This is a genomic window from Mesorhizobium sp. ANAO-SY3R2, assembly GCF_042466635.1.
Taxonomy (GTDB): Bacteria; Pseudomonadota; Alphaproteobacteria; order Rhizobiales; family Rhizobiaceae; genus Aminobacter.
In genome coordinates, this window is sequence record NZ_CP159951.1 from 35,190 (window position 1) to 53,886 (window position 18,697).

Below are 18,697 nucleotides of genomic sequence, written 5' to 3' on the forward strand. Positions count from 1 at the left end.
AAAGCTCAAGGCTCAGCCCTCGGCTGAACCACGGCCTTCATGATCCGGCTCATTTCGTCCTGGGTGGCCTCGATCCGGCCCAGCAGGGCCAGGATGGTCGCCTCGCCGAACTGGAGCGTTCGCACGTCATCGGTCAGCCAGAGCTTGAGCAGGCCACCAAGGCGGCCAAGGTCGCCGTTGACGCGCACCAGCTCGCGCACGTGCTGGTAGTCCATGACGCCCTTGATCTGGTAGCCCTGTCCCACGTCGCGCAGGTAGCGCGCCACGCTGACGCCCGCCCTCTTGGCGTTCGCCTCGATCTCGTCTTTTTCTTCCGGGAACACCGGCACCCGCAGGTGCTGCCGCCGCCGGCGACCGTGTTCCTTCTCGTCGTTCTCCATGCCTCGCCTCGTCTCTCATGCCGGCGGTAGCCGGCTGCCTCGCAGAGCAGGATGACCCGTTGAGCGCCCCCGGCGCGAATAAGGGACAGTGAAGATAGATAACCGGCTCGCCGGTTAGCTAACTTCACACATCCTGCCCGCCTTACGGCGTTAATAACACCAAGGAAAGTCTACACCAGCCACTACGATTTATCCGCAACTATCGCGCTATCAGACCGCAAAAGCAGCAACCGATATAGCGAAACCTGCCACAATGGCCCATAATGCCGCTGTCGAAGCGTGCCAATGCACGCCGATAGCGGACTTTTTGCGTTTGAGTAGCGCCGCCTAGTAGCGTTACATTTGCGATGAGAGGATTAGATGGACGAACACGATGCCAAAGACCTACCCCGAAGAGCTGGCTGAATGGGTGAAGGGACGGGAAGCCAAGAAACCGCGCCAGGACAAGCACGTGGTCGCGTTCCTGGCCGTCAAGAGCGACGTGCAAGCGGCGCTCGATGCGGGCTATGCGATGAAAACGATCTGGGAGCACATGAAGGAAACCGGCCGGCTGCGCTGTCGGTACGAAACCTTCACCCAGCACGTGAAGCGGTACATCAAGGCCGCGCCGGTAGCTTCCCCGCCGCCTCCCGCCACTCCCCCGGACAGCCAGCCCAAGGGCGCGAAGCCCGAGCCGAAGGCCGCCCCGCCGGCCTCGGAATCCAAGAGTGAACCGCCCAAGATCGGCGGCTTCACGTTTGATGCGACTCCAAAGAAAGAGGATTTACTGTAATGGCGAAAATTCACATGGTTCTGCAAGGCAAGGGCGGCGTCGGCAAGTCGATGATCGCGGCCACCATCGCGCAGTACAAAGCCGGCAAGGGACAGAAGCCGCTTTGCATCGACACCGATCCGGTGAACGCGACGTTCGAGGGCTACAAAGCCCTCAACGTGCGCCGGCTCAACATCATGGACGGCGACGAGATCAACACCCGGAATTTCGACGCCCTGGTCGAGATGATCGCGTCGGCCGAGGGCGACGTCATCATCGACAACGGGGCCAGCTCGTTCGTGCCGCTGTCGCATTACCTCATCAGCAACCAGGTGCCGGCGCTGCTCCAGGACATGGGCCACGAACTCGTGGTGCATACGGTCGTCACCGGCGGCCAGGCCCTGGTGGACACGGTGAGCGGCTTCGCCCAGCTCGCCAGCCAGTTTCCGGCCGAATGCCTGTTCGTGGTCTGGCTGAACCCGTATTGGGGGCCAATCGAGCACGAGGGCAAGGGGTTCGAGCAGTTGAAGGCGTACACGGCCAACAAGGGCCGTGTGTCCGCCATCATCCAGATTCCGGCGCTGAAAGAGGAAACCTACGGCCGCGACTTCGCCGAAATGCTCCAAGATCGGCGCACCTTCGATGAGGCCCTGGCCGATTCGGCGCTCACGATCATGACGCGGCAGCGGCTCAAGATCGTGAAAACCCAGCTCTTCGCCCAGCTCGAAAACGCGGCGGTGCTCTGATGGCGGCCGACGACAAGATCGAGGAACTGATACGGGAGATCGCGGCCAAGCACGGCATCGCCGTGGGCCGCGACGATCCGATCTTGATCCTCCAGACCATCAACATGAAGCTGATGCAGGACAGCGCATCGGCGCAGCAGGAAATTCTGGACGCCTTCAAGTCGGAACTGGAGTCCATCGCTCACCGATGGGGTGATGACGCCAAGGGAAAGGCGGAAAGGACGCTCAACGCGGCGTTGGCGGCCAGCAAGGACGCCATGACGCGAGGGATGCAGGAGGGCGCGAAGGCGGCCGCCGAGGCCGTGCGGCGCGAGGTTGAGGCGGTGACGGCGCAGCTCGTCGCGCCGATCCGCGAGGCGCGGCGCGTCGCCATGATGAACATGGTCGCGGCCGGCATGGCGGTCGTGGCCGCCGGCCTGGCCCTTTGGGCCTCGCTGTAGATGGCGATGCGGGATCTCATCGTCAGAACTGGCGATGGTCGACCGGCCCGCCGGCGGCATCGCCAAGTTCGGCGATGCTGGCCAGCTCCCGGCATCGTCGCTTGTGACGATGCTGCAGGATGATCGCCAGGCCCCTCGGCGGGCCTCCCTCGCCAGAAGTGGCGATGCTCGAGAAAAAAGCCCGGCAACCGCCGGGCTTCGTTTTTATGCGGGCCTGGCTGACAGGCCCAAGGACTGCGATCTCCCTGGCCGCTCCTGGACCTGGGATAGCTTGCGCTCCTGCTCCTGCTTGCGCATCAGCAGCTCATGCCGGCGGGCGGCTTCGCGCATGGCATCCCAATCGGAAGCCAGCTCGGGGTTCTCGGCGCGCATCTTGCGCGTCGCCAGCTCTTCGATCTTCGGCGAGTGCAGGCCCATGCCTTCCTTGATCTCGCGGACGGCCTCCAGGCGCGCATGAAGCGTCTGCAAGCGGGCCTGCTGCTGCGCCTGCTGGTTCTGCCAGGCTCGCTTAGAGCCAGGCAAGGACAGTCGGCCAGGCGCGGACGCCTGGGTCTGCTGCAAGCGGGCCTGCTGCCGGTCGATCAGGTTTTCTAGCCTGTCCTCGATGTGCTCCACCTGGTCGTGCTTGGCCTGCACGTAGAGCGCCAGGGTTTCGGGGTAAGACTGCTCGACCGGGGCCGCCTCTAGGGTGGCCTGCTGCTCGATCTCGGCCGCCTGGGCGGCCTCCAGCAAGTCGGCTTCGGTGTCCTCGCGCGAAGCGCCGAAGGCGGCACCGCCGAGGGTGGCCGGCGCGCTGACGCGGGCCGGCTTGGTGGCGCGGCTCTCGGTGCCGCTGCCGGGGATGGTGAGTCGTTTCAAGGGCGTGCCTCCTTTTTAGCCGCTAAAGCTACATGGAGCGCCCCCGCGTCAGTTTCGGGGCCTCTGCGGCGACTGCCGCCTTGCCCTGGGCGTTGTAGCTGATGCTCTTTGCGCTCCCGATTTCAGGTACTTTATCGAAATCTGACCGAGCGTGCATGACAAAGTTCTTGCCGATCTGCTGGTACACGTTGGTGGCGTCGGCATGAACGATCACGCCGGCGTGGGTCTGCTTCTTGTCGGCCGCTTGGGCCGTGTACAGGTTGTAGATGCCGGGCTTCAACGCGCCCGCCTTGTCTACTTTCTGATTCGTCCAAGCGCCGTCCTTTTCGGCCTGAACGATCCGCTGACCGTTCATGACCAAGAGGCGTTCTTTCATCGGGCACTCCTATGGTTGCCGTGGTTCTAAAAAGGGTGATGGTGGCCCCATGCAAGCCGCGCTCCAACAAAAAAGCCGACCTCGGCAAAGCGAGGCCGGCTCCTTCCCTGCGGCCGGGTTGTGCGTTTTGTCAGGGTTCCAGGGTAATTTTAAGGAAAACCAACCGATTTATCAGGTCTTTTTGCGTCCGCCGCTGGCCGGATCGGCCGGCCGGCCTTGCGCCATGACGGTTTCCAGGGCCTCCAGCCGGCCGCGAAGCCCGGCCGCTTCCTCGCGGGCCTGGGCGGCGTCGCGCTTCGCTTGGTCGCGCTCGCCCTGGGCGGCGGTCAGCCGCTCGGCCTGGCGGTGCGCCTCGGCCGCCATCGTCTTGCGCTGCTCCTGGTGGGCCTGCTCGCCCGCCTCGGCCTTGGCCTGCACCTTCACCAGCTCGGCGCGCACCTGGTCGCGCTCGGCGGCGGCCGCCTCGGTGGCCTTCCGCTGCTCGGCCTGAGCGGCGCGCGCCTGGTCGGTCGCCTGGTTCGCCCGCTCCAGGTCGGCACGCAGCTCGCCGGCGCGGCGCTCGATCTCGGCGGTACGGCTGTTCGCGGCCGCCAGGTCGGCCCGCAGGGCCTCCACCTGGTCGGCGCTGGCCGTGGCCCGCTCCTGGGCCTTGTCGCGCTCTGCGCGCGCCTGGCGGGCCTCCTGGTGGGCGTGATCCAGCTCCGTGCGCAGCTCGCCGGCCCTGGCCTCGGCCGTGGCCGCGCGCTCGCTGGTCGCCGCGAGCTTGCCGCGCAGCTCGTCGGCCTCGCCCTTGGCGGCCGCCTCGACGGCCTCCAGGGCCGCGACGCGGGCCTTGGCCTCGTCCAGCTCGCCGGTGAGCTGGTCGGCCAGCTCTGCGGCTTCCTGGCGCGCTGCTTCCGTCTCCTGGCGCACGGCCTCCAGAGCCTCGCGCTCGGCGGCCAGGCGGTTGTTCGCCATTTCCAGCGCCACGGCCCACAAGTCGCCGCCCAGCTCGGCCAGCTTGTCGGTGATCGCCTGCGGTGCCGGCTCGCGGATCGGGGCGGCCTGGCTGGCCTTACGTGCCCGCCACTCGTTCATCGCCTCGCTGATGGTGGTGAAGCTGCCGCTGCCGAGCTGCTTGCGCACATTCGCCAGGGTGGGGTTCTGGCCGGCCGCGTCCAGTTCGTCGGCCACCGCAAATATCTGCTCCTTCGAGATCGCCATGTCGGGCCTCCTTTGGCCGGTTGTATGTTGTAGCGTGTAGCATACTACAACATACAACACTACGCAAGCGGTTTAGCTGAACTTTTTTTAGCGGCTAAAACGCCGGGCGAAAAAAAGCCCCGCTCGATGGCGGGGCGATAGGGTGGGGTCGGTGGTTGGCGATGCCCGGCGCTGGGCGCGTCAGCCCTCCAGCAGCGCGACAAGCTGCACGGTGCCAAGGTCGGCCTCGAACTCCTGGCCGTCATCCTCGTACTTGAGCCAGGCCCAGCCCTCGGCCGGGGGCCGGCGGTTGAGGATCAGCCGTGCCGGCCGGTCGTCGTGCTTGACCTGGATGATGGCCTTCTTGAGCTTGTCGGGGTCGGCCTCCTTCGGCTCCTTCTTCCCCTTGGCGTCATCATCCTGCGGCCCCTGCTCGCCGTCGCCGGCCTCGGCGTCGGTCTTGCCGGTCAGCGCATCGACGGTGTTCGGATCGCGGTCGCCGTCCTCGTGACTGCGCTTGTCCTCCAGGAACTCGCGCAGCAGCTTCACCGAGCCGCGCGTCAGCTCCTGGCTGTCGTCGGCCAGCCAGGCGGCCACCTCGTCGGGGTTCTTCTTGTAGGCCGTCACCAGCTCGTTGATGACAGTCACGTCCTTGCCCCGGCCGGTGTTGAACGCCTCGGCAATGGGTTCGGGCAAGTCCAGCAGCGTGACGTGCTGCGTGACGAAGGCCGGCGACTTGCCGATCTCCTTGGCGATCTCGCCCTTCTTCTTGCCCTTCGCCAGCTCGCGGCCGATGAAGTCGGCGATCTCGCGCGCCGTCAGCTCGTTGCGTTGCAGGTTCTCGATAACCTGGTCGGCCTCGTTGTAGTCGTTGTCGATGAAGGCCGGGATCGTGGTCTTGTGCGCCCACTTCGAGCCGCGATAGCGCCGCGCACCGTGGTTGATGAGGTAGCGCCCCGGTGCGTCCTGGTTCTCGCGCACGCTGATGGGCGACTTCACGCCGCGCGCTTTGATCGTCTCGCCGATCTCCGCGATGCTCTCCGGCGAGAAGCCGGGGTTGTCGGCCGTGCGCGGCTGGTGCGGGTCTTCGTCGATCAGGTCAAGCGGCAGCTCCTGCGGGCCTGCGCCGCCGGCGTTGGCCGCCGGCTGCTCGTTCAGCAGGCCGGCCAGGTCGCCCAGCCCGTCCAGGCCCAGCCCGGACGATTGCGGCTTGTCCTGCTCCTTCTTCTTGGCGTTGGTCTTGGCGCTCATTGCGCGATCTCCATCTTCGTGAACACGTAATCCGCCAGCGCACGCACCTCCTGGGTGGCCTTCCGCGCGGCGGTCTTCTTGATCTTCCACACCGGCATTTGCTCGCCCAGCGCCTCGGCGATGCTGTCACGCGCGCCGATGCTGAACGGCAAGATGAGCTGCGGGTATGCCTGCTGCAACGTCGCCAGGTTGTTGACGTGGCGCGGCTTCCGCGCGTCCACCTTGTTCGGCACCATGCCGAGGAAACGCAGCTTGGGGTTCTGCTTGCGCAGGTTGCTGATGACCGCAACCATCTTCTTCATGCCCTGCAAGCTGTACGCCTCCATTTCGATAGGCGACAGCATGTAGTCGGCCGTCAGCACGGCCGCCGTCATGGCGACGCCAAGGGAGGGGGCCGTGTCGATCAGGCACACGTCGAAGAACTCGCCCAGCGCGGCCACGCTGGCCCGCAGCGCGGCGGCCGCCTGGGACAGCTCCATCTTGTCCAGGTTCGCCAGGTTGGCGTCTGCCGCGATCAGCGCCAGGCTCTCGCCCTCGCGCTTGCCGAACCAATACCGCAGGTCGTCGGTGTTTCCGGTGAACAACTGGCTGGCGAGGTAGCCCGATTGGTAAGCCGACAGCGTGAACGATGCGTTGCCCTGGGTGTCCAGGTCGATCACGGCCACGCGAAGGCCGCGCTCCAGGAAGTCGAATGCCAGGTGGCAGGTGGCGAACGTCTTGCCCTGACCGCCCTTCTGAATTGCCGTGACCAGTGTTTTCATGACTTGGGTTCCTGTTTCCTCTTGGCGTCTGCTTCCCACTTCTTGACGATGAACGCTTGATGCTCCGGCAGTACCGCCGTCACTCGCTCGAAGCCCTCGGGGAGCTGCCCCCCCGCTGCCGCCCAAACGCGACTGACCGCCTGCGACACTGCCCCCTTGGTCAGCCCCAGCGAAGTGACAAACTCCGCCTGGGGCCGGCCATCGACCAGCACGCCGCGCGCTATGTCGATGGTCTGCTGCCCGATCTCCAGCCCCTTGATGGCCGTCTGGAATTGGGCTTCGGTTAGCCGTTTCTTCATGGATTGCACCCATAACACTCCACACCCGGTTTGTTGAACAAATGGCGGTGCCAGCCGCCGACCATGTGCAGAAGTTTAGCTAAACCATGCAAAGCCGTCAAGCGTTTTAGCGGCTAAAAATTTGTCCGCGCCTTGTCGATGGCCGCTGCTGTCGCGGCCGTCGCCCGCGCCTGCCGCCAGTGGTCGGAATCCACCGCGCACGCGCAAAGCGTGGCCCCGTCCTGGTCGTAAAACACGGCCGGCCGGCCCTCCACCTTCACCTCGATGCGCAGCGCCTCGGCAGGCAGGCCCAACCCGGCCGCGATGACCGCCAGGGTGGCGCGCTGCAAGGCCAACTCTTCCCCCTTGGCGTCAATGAGCTGTGCCGCATGGGCGGCACTGAGGAAGACCGTCATCAGCGGGCCTACGGTGCGCGTGCGGCCGCTGGCAAAGCACACGTCGAAGGAACCGCCGCCCACGTGCGGATCGACGCCCTCCACGAGACGCCAGGGGTCAAGGCCCCATTCTTCGGATTGCGCGCTGTACCAGTAGGCCGGCGCGTCGCCGTTCAAGTCGCTGTCCGCGTACTCGCGCACCAGAACGGCCACGCGGCCTGTGGTCGGCTCCACGAAACCGGGCGGGTAGGGGCGGGCTGGGCCCTTCATTTCAAGCCCCCGTTCTGAAGCATGAAAACTGACGCCGCCAATAAGCTAAAAAAGATTAGGGTCGATCTGATCCCTATCGCTTTCCACATGGAAGTAGAAATAACCCCTCTCCACCATGCGATGCCAATCCCAAACTGCACAACCAACCAAAGCAGAACAATTACCAATCCGGCCGTTTGGACAAAAATGGTGCTCATATCAAATCCCTTTTGGTTTGAAAATCGAAACGAAGTAGGTGATCGCGGTCAGTGCCGCGAAGTACGCCAGGAACGACCAGCCGGCATACACGCCGGGCGTGTTCCAGTGGTAGAGCATCCGCACGAACTGGAAGAAGGTGATGATCGCCAGCACCCACTTGAGCACCGGCCAGACCAGCACGGTCGCCACCCATACGAACTTGACCAGGCCGGCCACCAGGCCCCGGCCTTCGGCCTTGGGTGCGGCAGGCGCAGCAGCGGGCGCGGCAGGCTGCACCGGCTCGGGAGCCGGCGGCTTGCTGGCCCTGGGGAACTTGACGATGTTGGACATGGCTTGACCCTCCACGCGGTTACGTGTTGAATGCTGGATGCTCCCACTCGGAAGCATGGTTACGGTGTGCCAGCACCAGGCCAAGCGCCCCGGATCACTCCGGGGCGTTCCTCCACCTGGGGCCGTCGAACGTGTTGAATGCCGTCATTGCAGCGTCGCTCCGCTCATGCGTCGCACGGCCGCCGCCAGCAGCATTTCCGTCAGCTCGTTATCTTCCTCCGGCGTGATGCAGCCGCCGCAGATGCTGCCGAACTTCTCGCGGGCATCATCGGCGCCGATGATGCTGTGGCTCAAGGTGCGGATGCTCTTGCCGCAGCGCCGGCAGCACGTCTCGATGATCTCGATCTTGCCTTTGCTCATGGGACTGTTTCCTCTTGGCGTTCCGTGGATGACCCGGCCGAAGCCGGGCCGCCTTCCCTTACCAGCCGACGCTACGCTTAGCCTGCTCGACCGCTTGGCTCGACCATTCGCCCTTGGCGGAACCTTCCAGCGTGAGAGCCGCGAAGTACGCCGATCCCTTCAACACTTCCGCCTCCTTCACGAGCTGCGCCGCTTGCTTCTCCAGCTCGGCCGCCTCGTTCATCTTTGCCTCGATCTCATCGCGGCGTGCTTGGAACTCGGTAGCCTCCACGTTTGGCAGCGCGTCAATCCAGCTCATGATCTTGTTCTTGCTCATCGGAACCTCTCCGGTAATCGACCTGGGCGAAATGCCCGGCCTTCAAGTGCTATATTAGGACAAAATGTCCTATCTTGTCAAGCACTTTAGCTAAACTATTTTCGCTTTACCGTATTCCGATGCAGGCACTTTAGCCGCTAAAACTTCTTCCCTGGCGTCAAACCTCTTTCCAGATCAGCCCGAGGCCGGCGTAGTCGCACAGCAGCGCCCAGGCGGCATAAGGGATCGGGGTGTCCTCGCCCACCCAGCGCCGGATCGTCCGGTCGCCCTTCGGGCCAAGGCCCAGCACCTTTGCGGCCTTCCCGCCGGTGAGGCCGGCCAGGCGCAGCACCTCGCGCACCTCTTCGCCGGTCGGCTGCGCCCACCGCTCGGCTGGCTTCAAGCACTCCAGCCGGATATTCGCGTCGTTCGTCATTCGTTCTTTCTCCTGGTCACGTGATAAGCCGCAGTTGGTCGAAGCCGTAGATCGACTGAATGCAGCTCGGGTCTGAATCCACCACGCGGCGGCCCGCGCGATTGGTCTTGTATGTCACCGGCCGGTCATCGTGCGCCCACACCTGGCGGGTGTCTGGATGCACCTTCACGATGATGACGCGCTTGCCGATCTCCTTGGCGAACACCGGATGGTGGACGCTCACGATCTCGCACCGTTGACCCGGTGCGGGCGTGAACTCCACCAGGTCGGCCGGGACTGCATCGCCATTCCTGGCGGTGCTGCAGGATGCTTCGCCAGCGCCTGGCATCGTCGCTTCTGGCGATACAGGCCCGCCCTCGGCCTGCTCGCCATCGTCAGCTTTGGCGGTGCTGCAGCGCATCGCCGCTTCCGTCGATGCGGGATCGCGCTCGCGGCCCCCGGCCTTTCCCTTGGCGTTCGACCTGGCGGCCCTGGCCGCCTTGACCTTGCCCGCCGCGTCGGCCGCCCAGCGCCGCGCGATGAACGCCTTGTGCGCGGGCAGCACTACATCGACCAGGACGAAGCCCGGCGGAATCGTCACGGTCGCCGGCTCGCGCCGCGCCGGCGGCACCAGGCCGGCCAGCCAGTCGGGCAGGGGAGCGTCGGCCAGGCGGTCGCGGTAGCTCGCCTCGATCAGCACCGGGCGCTTCTTCTCGGCCAGCATGGCCGCCAGGATGCCGCGCGCAACCTCGTCCACGGTCATGCAGCCCCGTGCCGTGTCGAAGTGCGAGCGATAGCCCGTCGCCGAGATAAACGGCCCGTCCAGGTCAACCGCGTGGAACTGGAAGTGCGCGTTGAGCGGCCCGCCATAGCCGGCCTCGTACTCCACCAGGGCGCGCATGTCGCCCGTCACGGCCAGGAACTGGCCGCGCTGGCCCCACAAGGGCACCTCGCCCGGCACCGCCGCGCAATGCCGCTCGATGACGCGGCCGGCGGCCTCGTCGTCGGCCATGCACCCGAAGTTCGTGCCGCCGTTCAGCTTCCAGATGATCGCCTCGTATCGTTCGCCGGCCAGCTCGGCCGCCGCGCCGTCGCCGCGCATGACAGCGGCGTCGATCTCCACCACGGCCGCAACGGCCGCAGCCAGCAGACCGTTGCGGTCTGCCGGCAGCTCGGCCAGCAGCTCGGCCGCCGGCGCGCTCCAGTCCTGGCCCGCCTGGGCCGGTTGCTTCGTTCGCTTCGCCATCGCTTGACGTGCTCCTGGTGCAGCCCCGGCCGAAGCCGGGGCCGCCCCTCATCAGTCAATAGCCCGGTAGATCGCAGCGGCCTCGGGGTGGCCGGCCGCGAAGCCGCGCAGGAAGTGATAGCGGTCGATCAGGGCGTCGGCCGCGTCCGTGCCGGCGATCTCGGCCGCGAGCTGGCCGAGCGCGAACAGGGTTGCGACAATGCCGGCGGCGTCGGCCGACAGTTCGCCCCGGAAGCCGTTGCCGTCTACCTCGATCTCCAGGCGCTCGGCCAGGTCGGGGGCCAGGTAGAAACCGCCGTCCGACAGGGTGTAGTAGTGCCAATACGCGCCGTTGTAGCGCTCGCAGAGCCGGCGCAGCCAGGCGTACACAAGGGCCTCGCCGCGCATCATCAGGCGCGGGCCGAAGTAGGTGGGCAGGAAGTCGAGGCGCTGGGCCTCGGCGACCAGGGAAGCGGTGACGGGTTGGTCTTGGGTGTTCATCGGAACTCTCCGGTAGTTGACCTGGGCGACATGCCCGGCCTTCAAGACGTATATTAGGACAAAATGTCCTAACCTGTCAAGCACTTTAGCTAAACTTTAGCCGCTAAACTGGACTTCGCCCCCTTGGAGTGATAGGATTGAATCCTATTGAACCGACTGGAGGCCGCCATGCGAACCACCCAACAACTGAGCATCACCCTGCCGAACGACATGGCCGACGTGGTGAAAACGAAAGTCAAGACCGGGGAGTACGCGAGCGAAAGCGAGGTCATCCGCGACGGCCTGCGTGCGCTACTCGCGCGTGATCGCGCCGTCGAGTCCTGGCTTCACAACCAGGTCGGCCCGGCGTATGACGCCCTGAAAGCCGATCCCTCCCGAGCCGTCACCGCCGACCAGGTGCGCGCCCGCCTGGCCGCCGAGCATGCGAAGGCGCAATGAGCTACACGGTCGTCTTCTCGCCCGAGGCCGAAGAGCAGCTTGCCGAGCTGTACCGCTACATCGCGGCGGCGGCGTCGCCTGACGTTGCCGCTCGCTACACCGAGGCAATCGTCTCCTACTGCGAGAGCCTGCGCACGTTCCCGCTGCGCGGCACCATGCGCGACGATGTGCGGCCTGGCCTGCGCATCACGAACTACCGCAAGCGCGCCGTGATCGCCTTCGACGTGGCCGGCGATCTGGTTTCCATCATCGGCGTGTTCTACGGCGGGCAAGACTACGAGTCGATCCTGCACGACGACGCGGACGACTGAATTTCCTGGGCTTCTTGACACTTGAGGGGCGCATTCACGTCCCTGGCCTGGCCGGCCGACCCCTTCCTTGGCGTTCAAACTTGCGGCCTTCGAGCCGGCGCTGTCGTCTGCCAGGGCTACGGCGCTGGAGTCACAGCGGCCTTGACAGTTGGGGAGTCCAGAGGGGGCCTTGGCCCCCTTTGGAAGAGCACGAACTTCTGCCAGGCGCTTGCGCCTGGCTATGGTCAGTCGTAGCGCCGTAGGCGCTCCATTCTTGGGGTGAAGGCCGCAGGCCGAGGGGCAACGCCCCTGGGGGGATGGGAGGCCGCTTTAGCGGCCGGGTGGGATCGAGAAGGGGGGGCACCCCCCTTCGGCGGCCGGTCATTCTGCGCGACACCTTGGGCCGGTTTGCCGCTTTTTTCGACACCCGGTTATAACTACCAGGTTTAATATAACGGTTATGAAGGGTTAAAAGCCGGTTAGCTTGACCGGAAAACGCGCGCAAACCGTTGATACGCCAAGGAAAAGGCTCGAAGGGCCGCCCCTCAAGTGTCAATGGACAAGCCCCTCAAGGGTCAATAGTCTGCCCGCCAAGTGTCAAGGTTCGCGCCCCTCATCTGTCAGCACCCCCGCCCCTCAAGTGTCAGCACGGTAGGGGCCTTGCCAACAGGCTTATCCACAACTTCTGTGGATAAAGCCTGCCGGATCAAGCGCATAGGCGGCCTCGACGGCGGCCGGCGCAGCTCCGGGCGGCCGATTTCGAGGCCGGCCCCTCATCTGTCAGCATCGCGCCGGGGTGCGCTGCCCCCCAAGTGTCAAGAAACGCCCCTCAACTGTCACCGGCCGGCGTTTTGTCCCCAAACGATCCACAAGCCCGGCCAGACGGCGCAGGCCCGCCAAGGCCCCGAGAAGGGGCCAGGAAGGCCCGCCAGGGCCTCGTAGCCCAGCGGCGAGGGCCACCGGCCCGGTGAGCGTCGGGAAGGCGCTGGAAGCCCGCCAGGGGCGAGACGGGGTCGCCTCAGAAAACGGAAAATAAAGCACGCTAAGCCGGTTGCAACGGTCGTAACGGCCTGAACTTGCCCGCGCCGATCTTGGCGCTGCTGCGCCAGAGGTAATCGCCGGTCAGGTTGATGTGTTCCCAGCCGAGCGGCGACAGGTACTGCAACAGCGCATCATCGACGGCATGGCCGTTGCCACGCAGCGCATGCGCTGCCCGCTCCAGGTAAACCGTGTTCCACAGCACGACAGCCGCTGTCACCAGGTTGAGGCCGCTGGCACGGTAGCGCTGCTGCTCGAAGCTGCGGTCGCGGATTTCGCCCAGCCGGTTGAAGAACACGGCGCGGGCCAGCGCGTTGCGCGCTTCGCCCTTGTTCAGCCCGGCATGCACGCGGCGGCGCAGTTCCACGCTTTGCAGCCAGTCGAGGATGAACAGCGTGCGCTCGATGCGGCCCAGCTCGCGCAGGGCCACGGCCAGACCGTTCTGACGCGGGTAACTGCTGAGCTTCCTGAGCATCAGCGAGGCCGTCACCGTGCCCTGCTTGATTGAGGTGGCCAGCCGCAGGATTTCGTCCCAGTGGGCACGAATAGCCTTGATGTTCAGCTTGTCGCTGCTAATCATCGGTTTGAGCGCGTCGTAACTGGCTTCGCCCTTGGGGATGAACAGCTTGGTATCACCCAGGTCGCGGATGCGCGGCGCAAAGCGGAAGCCCAGCAGATGCATGAGGGCAAAGACGTGATCGGTGAAACCCGCCGTGTCGGTGTAGTGCTCCTCGATACGCAGGTCGGACTCGTGGTACAGCAGGCCGTCGAGCACATAGGTCGAGTCGCGCACGCCGACGTTGACTACCTTGGTGTGGAACGGCGCGTACTGGTCGGATATATGGGTGTAGAAGGTTCGCCCAGGGCTGCTGCCATATTTCGGGTTGATGTGGCCGGTACTTTCGGCCTTGCTCCCGGTTCGGAAGTTCTGGCCGTCCGACGATGACGTGGTGCCGTCGCCCCAGTGTTCGGCGAAGGGATGTCGGAATTGGGCGTTCACCAATTCAGCCAGCGCTGTCGAATAGGTTTCGTCGCGGGTATGCCAGGCTTGCAGCCAGGCGAGCTTGGCGTAGGTCGTGCCGGGGCAGGACTCGGCCATCTTGGTCAGGCCCAGGTTGATCGCGTCGGCTAGGATGGTGGTCAACAGCAGGTTTTTGTCCTTGGCCAGGTCGCCCGATTTCAGGTGCGTGAAATGGCGGGTGAAGTCCGTCCACTCATCGACTTCGAGCAGCAGTTCGGTGATCTTGACGTGTGGCAGGATCATGGCTGTCTGGTCGATCAGCGCCTGCGCGATGTCGGGCACCGCCGCATCCAGCGGCGTGATCTTCAGGCCCGATTCGGTGATGATCGCATCCGGCAGGTCGTTCGCCGCTGCCATGCGGTTGACCGTGGCAAGCTGCGCTTCCAGCAGCGTCAGCCGGTCGTGCAGGTACTGGTCGCAGTCGGTGGCCACGGCCAGCGGCAATTCGCTGGACTGCTTGAGGCTGGCGAATTTCGCGGGCGGCACCAGGTAGTCATCGAAGTCCTTGAACTGGCGCGACCCCTGCACCCAGATGTCGCCCGAGCGCAGCGCGTTCTTCAGCTCCGACAGCGCGCACAGCTCATAGTAGCGCCGGTCGATGCCGGAGTCGGTCATGACCAACTTCTGCCAGCGTGGCTTGATGAAGTCGGTCGGGGCATCGACGGGCACCTTGCGGGCGTTGTCGGCGTTCATACCGCGCAGCACCTCGATGGCATCAAGCACATTTTTGGCGGCGGGCGCGGCCCGCAGCTTGAGTACGTCGAGGAATTCCGGCGCGTAGCGGCGCAAGGTGGCATAGCTCTCGCCGATGCGGTGTAGAAAATCGAAGTCATCGGGCTGCGCGAGCTTTTGCGCCTCGGTGACGCTTTCGGCGAAAGCGTCCCAGGACATGACAGACTCGATGGCGGCGAACGGATCACATCCAGATTGCTTGGCGTCGATCAGCGCCTGGTGTTAGCGGCGGTCTAAACCCGCGTAAATCTGGCGGCGGCAAATGGTGGCGGAATATGGTGACGGAATCCGGTGGTCATTTGTGGCGGCGGATTCTGGTGGCGGCTTTCGGTGCTGAGTGCGCCACCAACAGCAAGGGCCCCGTCAGGGGCCCTTGCTGTTGGCGTGGGAGATTCGTCGTTGTTCAGAACGGCAACTCCGGGTCAAAGTCATCCAGCGATTCACTGGTCACGCGCTGCTCGCGCAGCAGGTTCTGGATGACCCGGCCGTAGTGGGTCCAGACACGATCACGCAGATCATCAAGCAACTCCATCACCGCCAAGGCCTGCTCTGGTGTCCAGGTGTCGTCCACCGTGAAGGGCAGCCCACGGCGCAGTCCTGAAGGCGGGTGCCACGGCTTCATGCCGCCTCCTTCGACGGTTTGCGCTTTGCGGTGCGCGCCCTGGCGCGTTCTTGTGCCTCCTTGTGCCGGTACGACTGACCCTTGATACCGACAATTTCGGCGTGGTGGACCAGGCGGTCCACGAGTGCGACCACGCAGGCCGCGTTGGGGAACACTTCACCCCACTCGGCAAACGATTTGTTCGTGGTGATCAGCGTGCTCTTGTGCTCGTGGCGCCGGCTGATCAACTCGAACAGCAGATCGGCATAGCGGCTGGAATACGACAGATACCCGACCTCATCAATGGCCAGGAGCTCTGGCCTGGCGTAGTGGCGCAGCCGGGTGCGCAGTGCCGAATCGCTGTCCAGACTGGCCAGCTCGCCCAGCAGCTTGCCCGCGGTGGTGAACACGACGGTGTGTCCCTGCAACACCGCCTGGTGCGCAATGTTCTGCGCGATCGTGGTCTTGCCGACCCCGGAGGGCCCCACCAGGATGGCGTTGCTGGCGTTTTGCAGGAACTGCAGCGTCATCAGCTCGCTCACGCTGGCCTGGTCAATCTGCTCGGGCCAGCGCCAGTCGTAATCCACCAAGGGCTTGAAGCGCCCGATGCGCGCACTGTGCAGGCGCCGCTCCATGGATCGGCGGGTTCTCTCCTGCTCTTCCCAGTCCAGCAATGTGCCCACCCAGGGTTCGGTGCAGCAGGCACTCCAGTTGGCCAGCACCCCGTGCAGTTGCAACGCCTGGGCGCGGTGTTTGAGTGTGGCCGAATCAGTTGCTGGCATCGTCACTCTCCTGTGTGAGACGGTCATAGCCGTCCAGGCTGTGGGGGCGCACGGCGATGTCGCGCGCGCGCACCTGCGCGGACAGGGCCACGCCCAGCGGTGGCGGGGTTTGCTGCTGGCGCTGGCGTTGGCGTTGGCGTTGGTGTTGCAGCGCCAGACGAACCGCATGGGGGTGCGGTACACCGCGGCTTATGGCATCGGCGACGGCGGCCGTCATCTGCGTGCGTCCATGCACATCCAGGAGTTCCTGCAACTCACGGGCGATGCGCCCCAGCGGCTCGCCCCGCTTGGCCGCCTCTGTCAGCAAGTCCTGCACCTGAGGCAGCGCGTGCACCAGGCGGTCCGTGTCGCGATGGGCTCGCGCGGCTCGCTTGTGCTGCACCAGTTCCTGCACATGGGCCTCGATCTCGATCTGCTGAGCCTTGTCCCAGCAACGCGGGTGCGTGGCCAGTGCCTGCTGGCCGTCCAGAATACGCACCTCATGCAGGCTGGCGTGCACGCTCAGGCTGCGCTGTACGTGGGTGTGGGGGATGGAATAGTCGTTCAGGTCAAAGCGAACATAGGGTGTCTTGGCCGCTGTCACGCCGCGGATCTCATCGCAACAAAACGGTGTGACCGGGATGTCCATCAGGTGCGCCTTCTCTTGGTCAAAGGCCTGCTGCACCGACAGCTGGGAATCCTCGGGGCAGCGCCGAGCGCTGGCTGCCCCGTTCACCCAGGCATCGGCCTGGGCATTGAGATCGTCGAGGCCGTCAAAGGTGCGTCCCTCGAAGAAGGCCGTGCGGATGTAGCGGATGGCCCGCTCCACGCGTCCCTTCTCATTGCCCCGGGCCGGGGCCACGGGCCTGGCCTCGAAGCGGTAATGCGCCGAGAGTGCCAGCAAGGTGGGATTGAAGCGGATGGCCGGCCCCCTGCGTTCGAGCACCGCGCTCTTGAGGTTGTCGTACAAGACGACCCTGGGAACGGACTCCCAGGATTCAAAGGCCTGGACGTGGCCGCGCAGGAAGTTCTCCATGTGCGCGCCCAGGAAGAAGCGCAGGAAGATGCGTCTGGACCAGGACAGGACCATCACAAAGGCCATCAGGGGTCGCCTGGCTTGCCCGATCTGGATGTGGCCGAAGTGGCCCCAGTCGCATTGCCCCTGTTCACCGGGCAAGGTGCGCAGGCGCAAGTAGGCCTGTGCTGGGGGGCGTGGACGGTGCCTGGCGACGATGTGGCGAAAGTGGTCGGGGCGTCCCTCGTAACCGCGCTCGGCGACCATGGTGTGCAACCGGCTGGCCGTGAGGTTGGGGAACTGCTTCAGGGTCTCTTCAATAAAGGGCAGGTAGGGGCTCACGCCCGAGGTGCGTTGTGCGGGCACTATGGGGGCGGCGCCGGCCTGGGTGAGCACGCGCATGACGGTCTCGCGGTGCACGCCCAGCTGGGACGAGATCGTTCCCACCGGCCAGTGCTCGGCGTGGTGGTAGCGCAGGATCTGCGCCGTGAGTTCAGGTGAAATGGCCATGTGAGTCGGTACTCCATACGGATGGTTTCGATGGGCGACGAAAGCGGCAACGCAAATAGTCCAGGCGTACAAAATTCGAGACCGAACGGCCGCAAAAGAGGCATTGGCAGCGTTGACTTGCGTCCGGGATCAGAGCGGTTGTTTCGCCGGGTGGGAGTACATCAGCGCAGGGCGGTGGTGGGCTACCCTGATGCGTCACTGTTTGCTGGCGCGCCCTCCATTGCCCCTGGCGTCTGGCGTGAGCGTGACGGCCCTTGCGGCTGTCCTGGTAGCGTTTGCCGGCTGCGCGCTGGGCGCCACTTCTGGCCTGGTGCGAGCAGGCCGCGCTGCAGTAGCGCTGGCCGCGGTCGCAGTGGCTGCAGATGAGCACAGGGCAGCGGCACAGGGCGCACACAAAGCGTCTGGGCGGTGGTGACGGCGCGGGCTGGGCAGTGGGCATGGACGCTCCATTCCCATGCGTGGGCCCACGCTGCTGGACAGCCACGCCCGCTTCGTGAAATACTGACAGCGGCAACGGCGCCCTCCAAAGCGGGGGGTCTCGGGGCGCGACAGTGGGTTTACCGGAAATTTACTGTCACTGTCGCGCCTGCTTCTTACACAGGTAGGCGATATGTAACGCAAAAGACCAGCGCTGCGCCATACCCCTGCGCTGGCTCACTCCCGCCATCCCACGGCCACAGCAGGCACGCCCCCCCGGCACACCTCAGTGCCCTGCAGAACGGGCACCCCCCATTCAACTCAAAGGAAGTTCAAGGCATTCAGCTGACTGCCGCGGATGACCGCGTCCGACTGCTTGCCGACACCAGATTTACGCGGAAACTGACCGCCGCTAACACCGTATGCAGCTAAAGCACGGCCTGTTACTCAGGCGACTTGGTCGGGACGAATCGCATGTTCGGACGCGCGACAGCCTCACAGATGGCTTCCGCATCCAGCGAATCGTTCTTGTTGGTCTTGACATACGGCTTCACAAACTGCGGGGCCATCATCTTCACACGATGACCAAGGGTGCTCAGCTTGGTGGCCCAATAGTGCGCCCCGCCACACGCTTCGATTCCGACCAGGCAAGGCTCCAGACGAGCAAAGAACGCCGCAATCTGGTCGCGCTTGAGCTGCTTGCGAAGCACTGCCGCTCCGCGCTCATCAACGCCGTGAACTTGGAGCACGTTCTTGGCGAGGTCCAGACCGATAGTTGTGATCTTCATAGCTGCCTCCGTAGAGTGAGCGGGCAAGGTCCCCGCTCAGACTTTGGCCACAGTCGGACGCCGGCGAAAGGGGG

General features: G+C 64.9%; 22 protein-coding genes and 2 pseudogenes. 5 read left to right on the forward strand and 19 right to left on the reverse strand.

Features of this window, described 5'->3' with window-relative positions:
• Positions 1–5 precede the first annotated feature (5 nt).
• Positions 6–380, reverse strand: coding sequence for a conjugal transfer transcriptional regulator TraJ (gene traJ, locus ABSY17_RS00170; RefSeq protein ID WP_000426567.1), 375 nt, complete (start codon positions 378–380; stop codon positions 6–8).
• Between the two features lie 373 nt (positions 381–753).
• On the opposite strand from traJ, the gene ABSY17_RS00175 reads away from it, so the two are divergent.
• The 3 genes from ABSY17_RS00175 to ABSY17_RS00185 are packed head-to-tail and all read left to right on the forward strand — an operon-like array spanning position 754 to position 2,317.
• Positions 754–1,152, forward strand: coding sequence for a TraK family protein (locus ABSY17_RS00175; RefSeq protein ID WP_001127128.1), 399 nt, complete (start codon positions 754–756; stop codon positions 1,150–1,152).
• Positions 1,152–1,877: an ArsA-related P-loop ATPase gene (locus tag ABSY17_RS00180; protein WP_001062597.1), complete on the forward strand. Its 726-nt coding sequence runs from the start codon at positions 1,152–1,154 to the stop codon at positions 1,875–1,877. The genes ABSY17_RS00175 and ABSY17_RS00180 overlap by 1 nt, the downstream gene beginning before the upstream one ends.
• Positions 1,877–2,317 (forward strand): conjugal transfer protein TraM, encoded by a 441-nt coding sequence (locus ABSY17_RS00185; RefSeq protein ID WP_000718516.1) that lies wholly within the window; start codon positions 1,877–1,879, stop codon positions 2,315–2,317. The genes ABSY17_RS00180 and ABSY17_RS00185 overlap by 1 nt, the downstream gene beginning before the upstream one ends.
• 204 nt (positions 2,318–2,521) lie before the next feature.
• Here ABSY17_RS00185 and kfrC read toward each other — a convergent pair whose 3' ends face one another.
• The 13 genes from kfrC to ABSY17_RS00250 all read right to left on the reverse strand — a co-directional run bounded on the left by kfrC (position 2,522) and on the right by ABSY17_RS00250 (position 11,012).
• The gene (kfrC, locus tag ABSY17_RS00190; RefSeq protein ID WP_378940733.1) at positions 2,522–3,175 is read right to left on the reverse strand and encodes an IncP plasmid survival protein KfrC; all 654 of its coding nucleotides are present in this window, start codon (positions 3,173–3,175) and stop codon (positions 2,522–2,524) included.
• A gap of 28 nt (positions 3,176–3,203) precedes the next feature.
• On the reverse strand, positions 3,204–3,551 hold the full coding sequence (gene kfrB / locus ABSY17_RS00195) for an IncP plasmid survival protein KfrB (RefSeq protein WP_000664557.1): 348 nt from the start codon (positions 3,549–3,551) through the stop codon (positions 3,204–3,206).
• A 171-nt stretch (positions 3,552–3,722) separates the two neighbouring features.
• On the reverse strand, positions 3,723–4,754 hold the full coding sequence (locus ABSY17_RS00200) for a DNA-binding protein (RefSeq protein ID WP_378940735.1): 1,032 nt from the start codon (positions 4,752–4,754) through the stop codon (positions 3,723–3,725).
• 180 nt (positions 4,755–4,934) lie between these two features.
• Positions 4,935–5,984 carry a transcriptional repressor gene korB gene (locus ABSY17_RS00205; RefSeq protein ID WP_378940737.1) on the reverse strand — a complete coding sequence of 350 codons (1,050 nt, stop codon included), beginning with the start codon at positions 5,982–5,984 and terminating at the stop codon, positions 4,935–4,937.
• Entirely contained in the window at positions 5,981–6,745 is a 765-nt protein-coding gene (locus ABSY17_RS00210) for a ParA family protein (RefSeq protein WP_011222106.1), read from the reverse strand. Before ABSY17_RS00210 ends, ABSY17_RS00205 begins: the two co-directional genes overlap by 4 nt.
• Positions 6,742–7,044: a transcriptional regulator KorA gene (locus ABSY17_RS00215; RefSeq protein ID WP_000746876.1), complete on the reverse strand. Its 303-nt coding sequence runs from the start codon at positions 7,042–7,044 to the stop codon at positions 6,742–6,744. The genes ABSY17_RS00210 and ABSY17_RS00215 overlap by 4 nt, the downstream gene beginning before the upstream one ends.
• A gap of 113 nt (positions 7,045–7,157) precedes the next feature.
• Complete coding sequence (locus tag ABSY17_RS00220; RefSeq protein WP_378940739.1) at positions 7,158–7,688, reverse strand: DUF2761 domain-containing protein; 531 nt, start codon at positions 7,686–7,688, stop codon at positions 7,158–7,160.
• Between the two features lie 198 nt (positions 7,689–7,886).
• Positions 7,887–8,216 (reverse strand): KleE stable inheritance protein, encoded by a 330-nt coding sequence (gene kleE, locus ABSY17_RS00225; RefSeq protein WP_378940741.1) that lies wholly within the window; start codon positions 8,214–8,216, stop codon positions 7,887–7,889.
• 144 nt (positions 8,217–8,360) lie between these two features.
• Complete coding sequence (locus ABSY17_RS00230) at positions 8,361–8,576, reverse strand: DUF2688 domain-containing protein (protein ID WP_011222109.1); 216 nt, start codon at positions 8,574–8,576, stop codon at positions 8,361–8,363.
• Between the two features lie 58 nt (positions 8,577–8,634).
• Complete coding sequence (gene kleA, locus ABSY17_RS00235; RefSeq protein ID WP_378940743.1) at positions 8,635–8,892, reverse strand: stable inheritance protein KleA; 258 nt, start codon at positions 8,890–8,892, stop codon at positions 8,635–8,637.
• 157 nt (positions 8,893–9,049) lie between these two features.
• Entirely contained in the window at positions 9,050–9,307 is a 258-nt protein-coding gene (gene korC, locus ABSY17_RS00240; protein ID WP_041025163.1) for a transcriptional repressor KorC, read from the reverse strand.
• 16 nt (positions 9,308–9,323) lie between these two features.
• Entirely contained in the window at positions 9,324–10,532 is a 1,209-nt protein-coding gene (locus ABSY17_RS00245) for a klcB (protein ID WP_378940745.1), read from the reverse strand.
• Between the two features lie 51 nt (positions 10,533–10,583).
• Positions 10,584–11,012: an antirestriction protein gene (locus ABSY17_RS00250; protein ID WP_001095942.1), complete on the reverse strand. Its 429-nt coding sequence runs from the start codon at positions 11,010–11,012 to the stop codon at positions 10,584–10,586.
• Positions 11,013–11,180: 168 nt separating this feature from the next.
• On the opposite strand from ABSY17_RS00250, the gene ABSY17_RS00255 reads away from it, so the two are divergent.
• Positions 11,181–11,450, forward strand: a complete 270-nt coding sequence (locus ABSY17_RS00255) for a type II toxin-antitoxin system ParD family antitoxin (RefSeq protein WP_001260984.1) — start codon at positions 11,181–11,183, stop codon at positions 11,448–11,450.
• Positions 11,447–11,761, forward strand: a complete 315-nt coding sequence (locus tag ABSY17_RS00260; protein WP_378940748.1) for a type II toxin-antitoxin system RelE/ParE family toxin — start codon at positions 11,447–11,449, stop codon at positions 11,759–11,761. The genes ABSY17_RS00255 and ABSY17_RS00260 overlap by 4 nt, the downstream gene beginning before the upstream one ends.
• Positions 11,762–12,782: 1,021 nt before the next feature.
• Here the strand turns inward: ABSY17_RS00260 and ABSY17_RS00265 are convergent.
• The 5 genes and pseudogenes from ABSY17_RS00265 to ABSY17_RS00285 all read right to left on the reverse strand — a co-directional run.
• Positions 12,783–14,750 (reverse strand): annotated as a pseudogene (locus tag ABSY17_RS00265) (Tn3 family transposase); the annotation flags it as partial.
• A gap of 184 nt (positions 14,751–14,934) precedes the next feature.
• Positions 14,935–15,153, reverse strand: coding sequence for a hypothetical protein (locus ABSY17_RS00270; protein ID WP_305335607.1), 219 nt, complete (start codon positions 15,151–15,153; stop codon positions 14,935–14,937).
• The gene (istB, locus tag ABSY17_RS00275; protein ID WP_304833932.1) at positions 15,150–15,914 is read right to left on the reverse strand and encodes an IS21-like element helper ATPase IstB; all 765 of its coding nucleotides are present in this window, start codon (positions 15,912–15,914) and stop codon (positions 15,150–15,152) included. Before istB ends, ABSY17_RS00270 begins: the two co-directional genes overlap by 4 nt.
• Positions 15,901–17,418: an IS21 family transposase gene (gene istA, locus ABSY17_RS00280; protein ID WP_378940750.1), complete on the reverse strand. Its 1,518-nt coding sequence runs from the start codon at positions 17,416–17,418 to the stop codon at positions 15,901–15,903. Before istA ends, istB begins: the two co-directional genes overlap by 14 nt.
• An 863-nt stretch (positions 17,419–18,281) precedes the next feature.
• Positions 18,282–18,623 (reverse strand): annotated as a pseudogene (locus tag ABSY17_RS00285) (transposase); the annotation flags it as partial.
• Between the last annotated feature and the right edge of the window lie 74 nt (positions 18,624–18,697).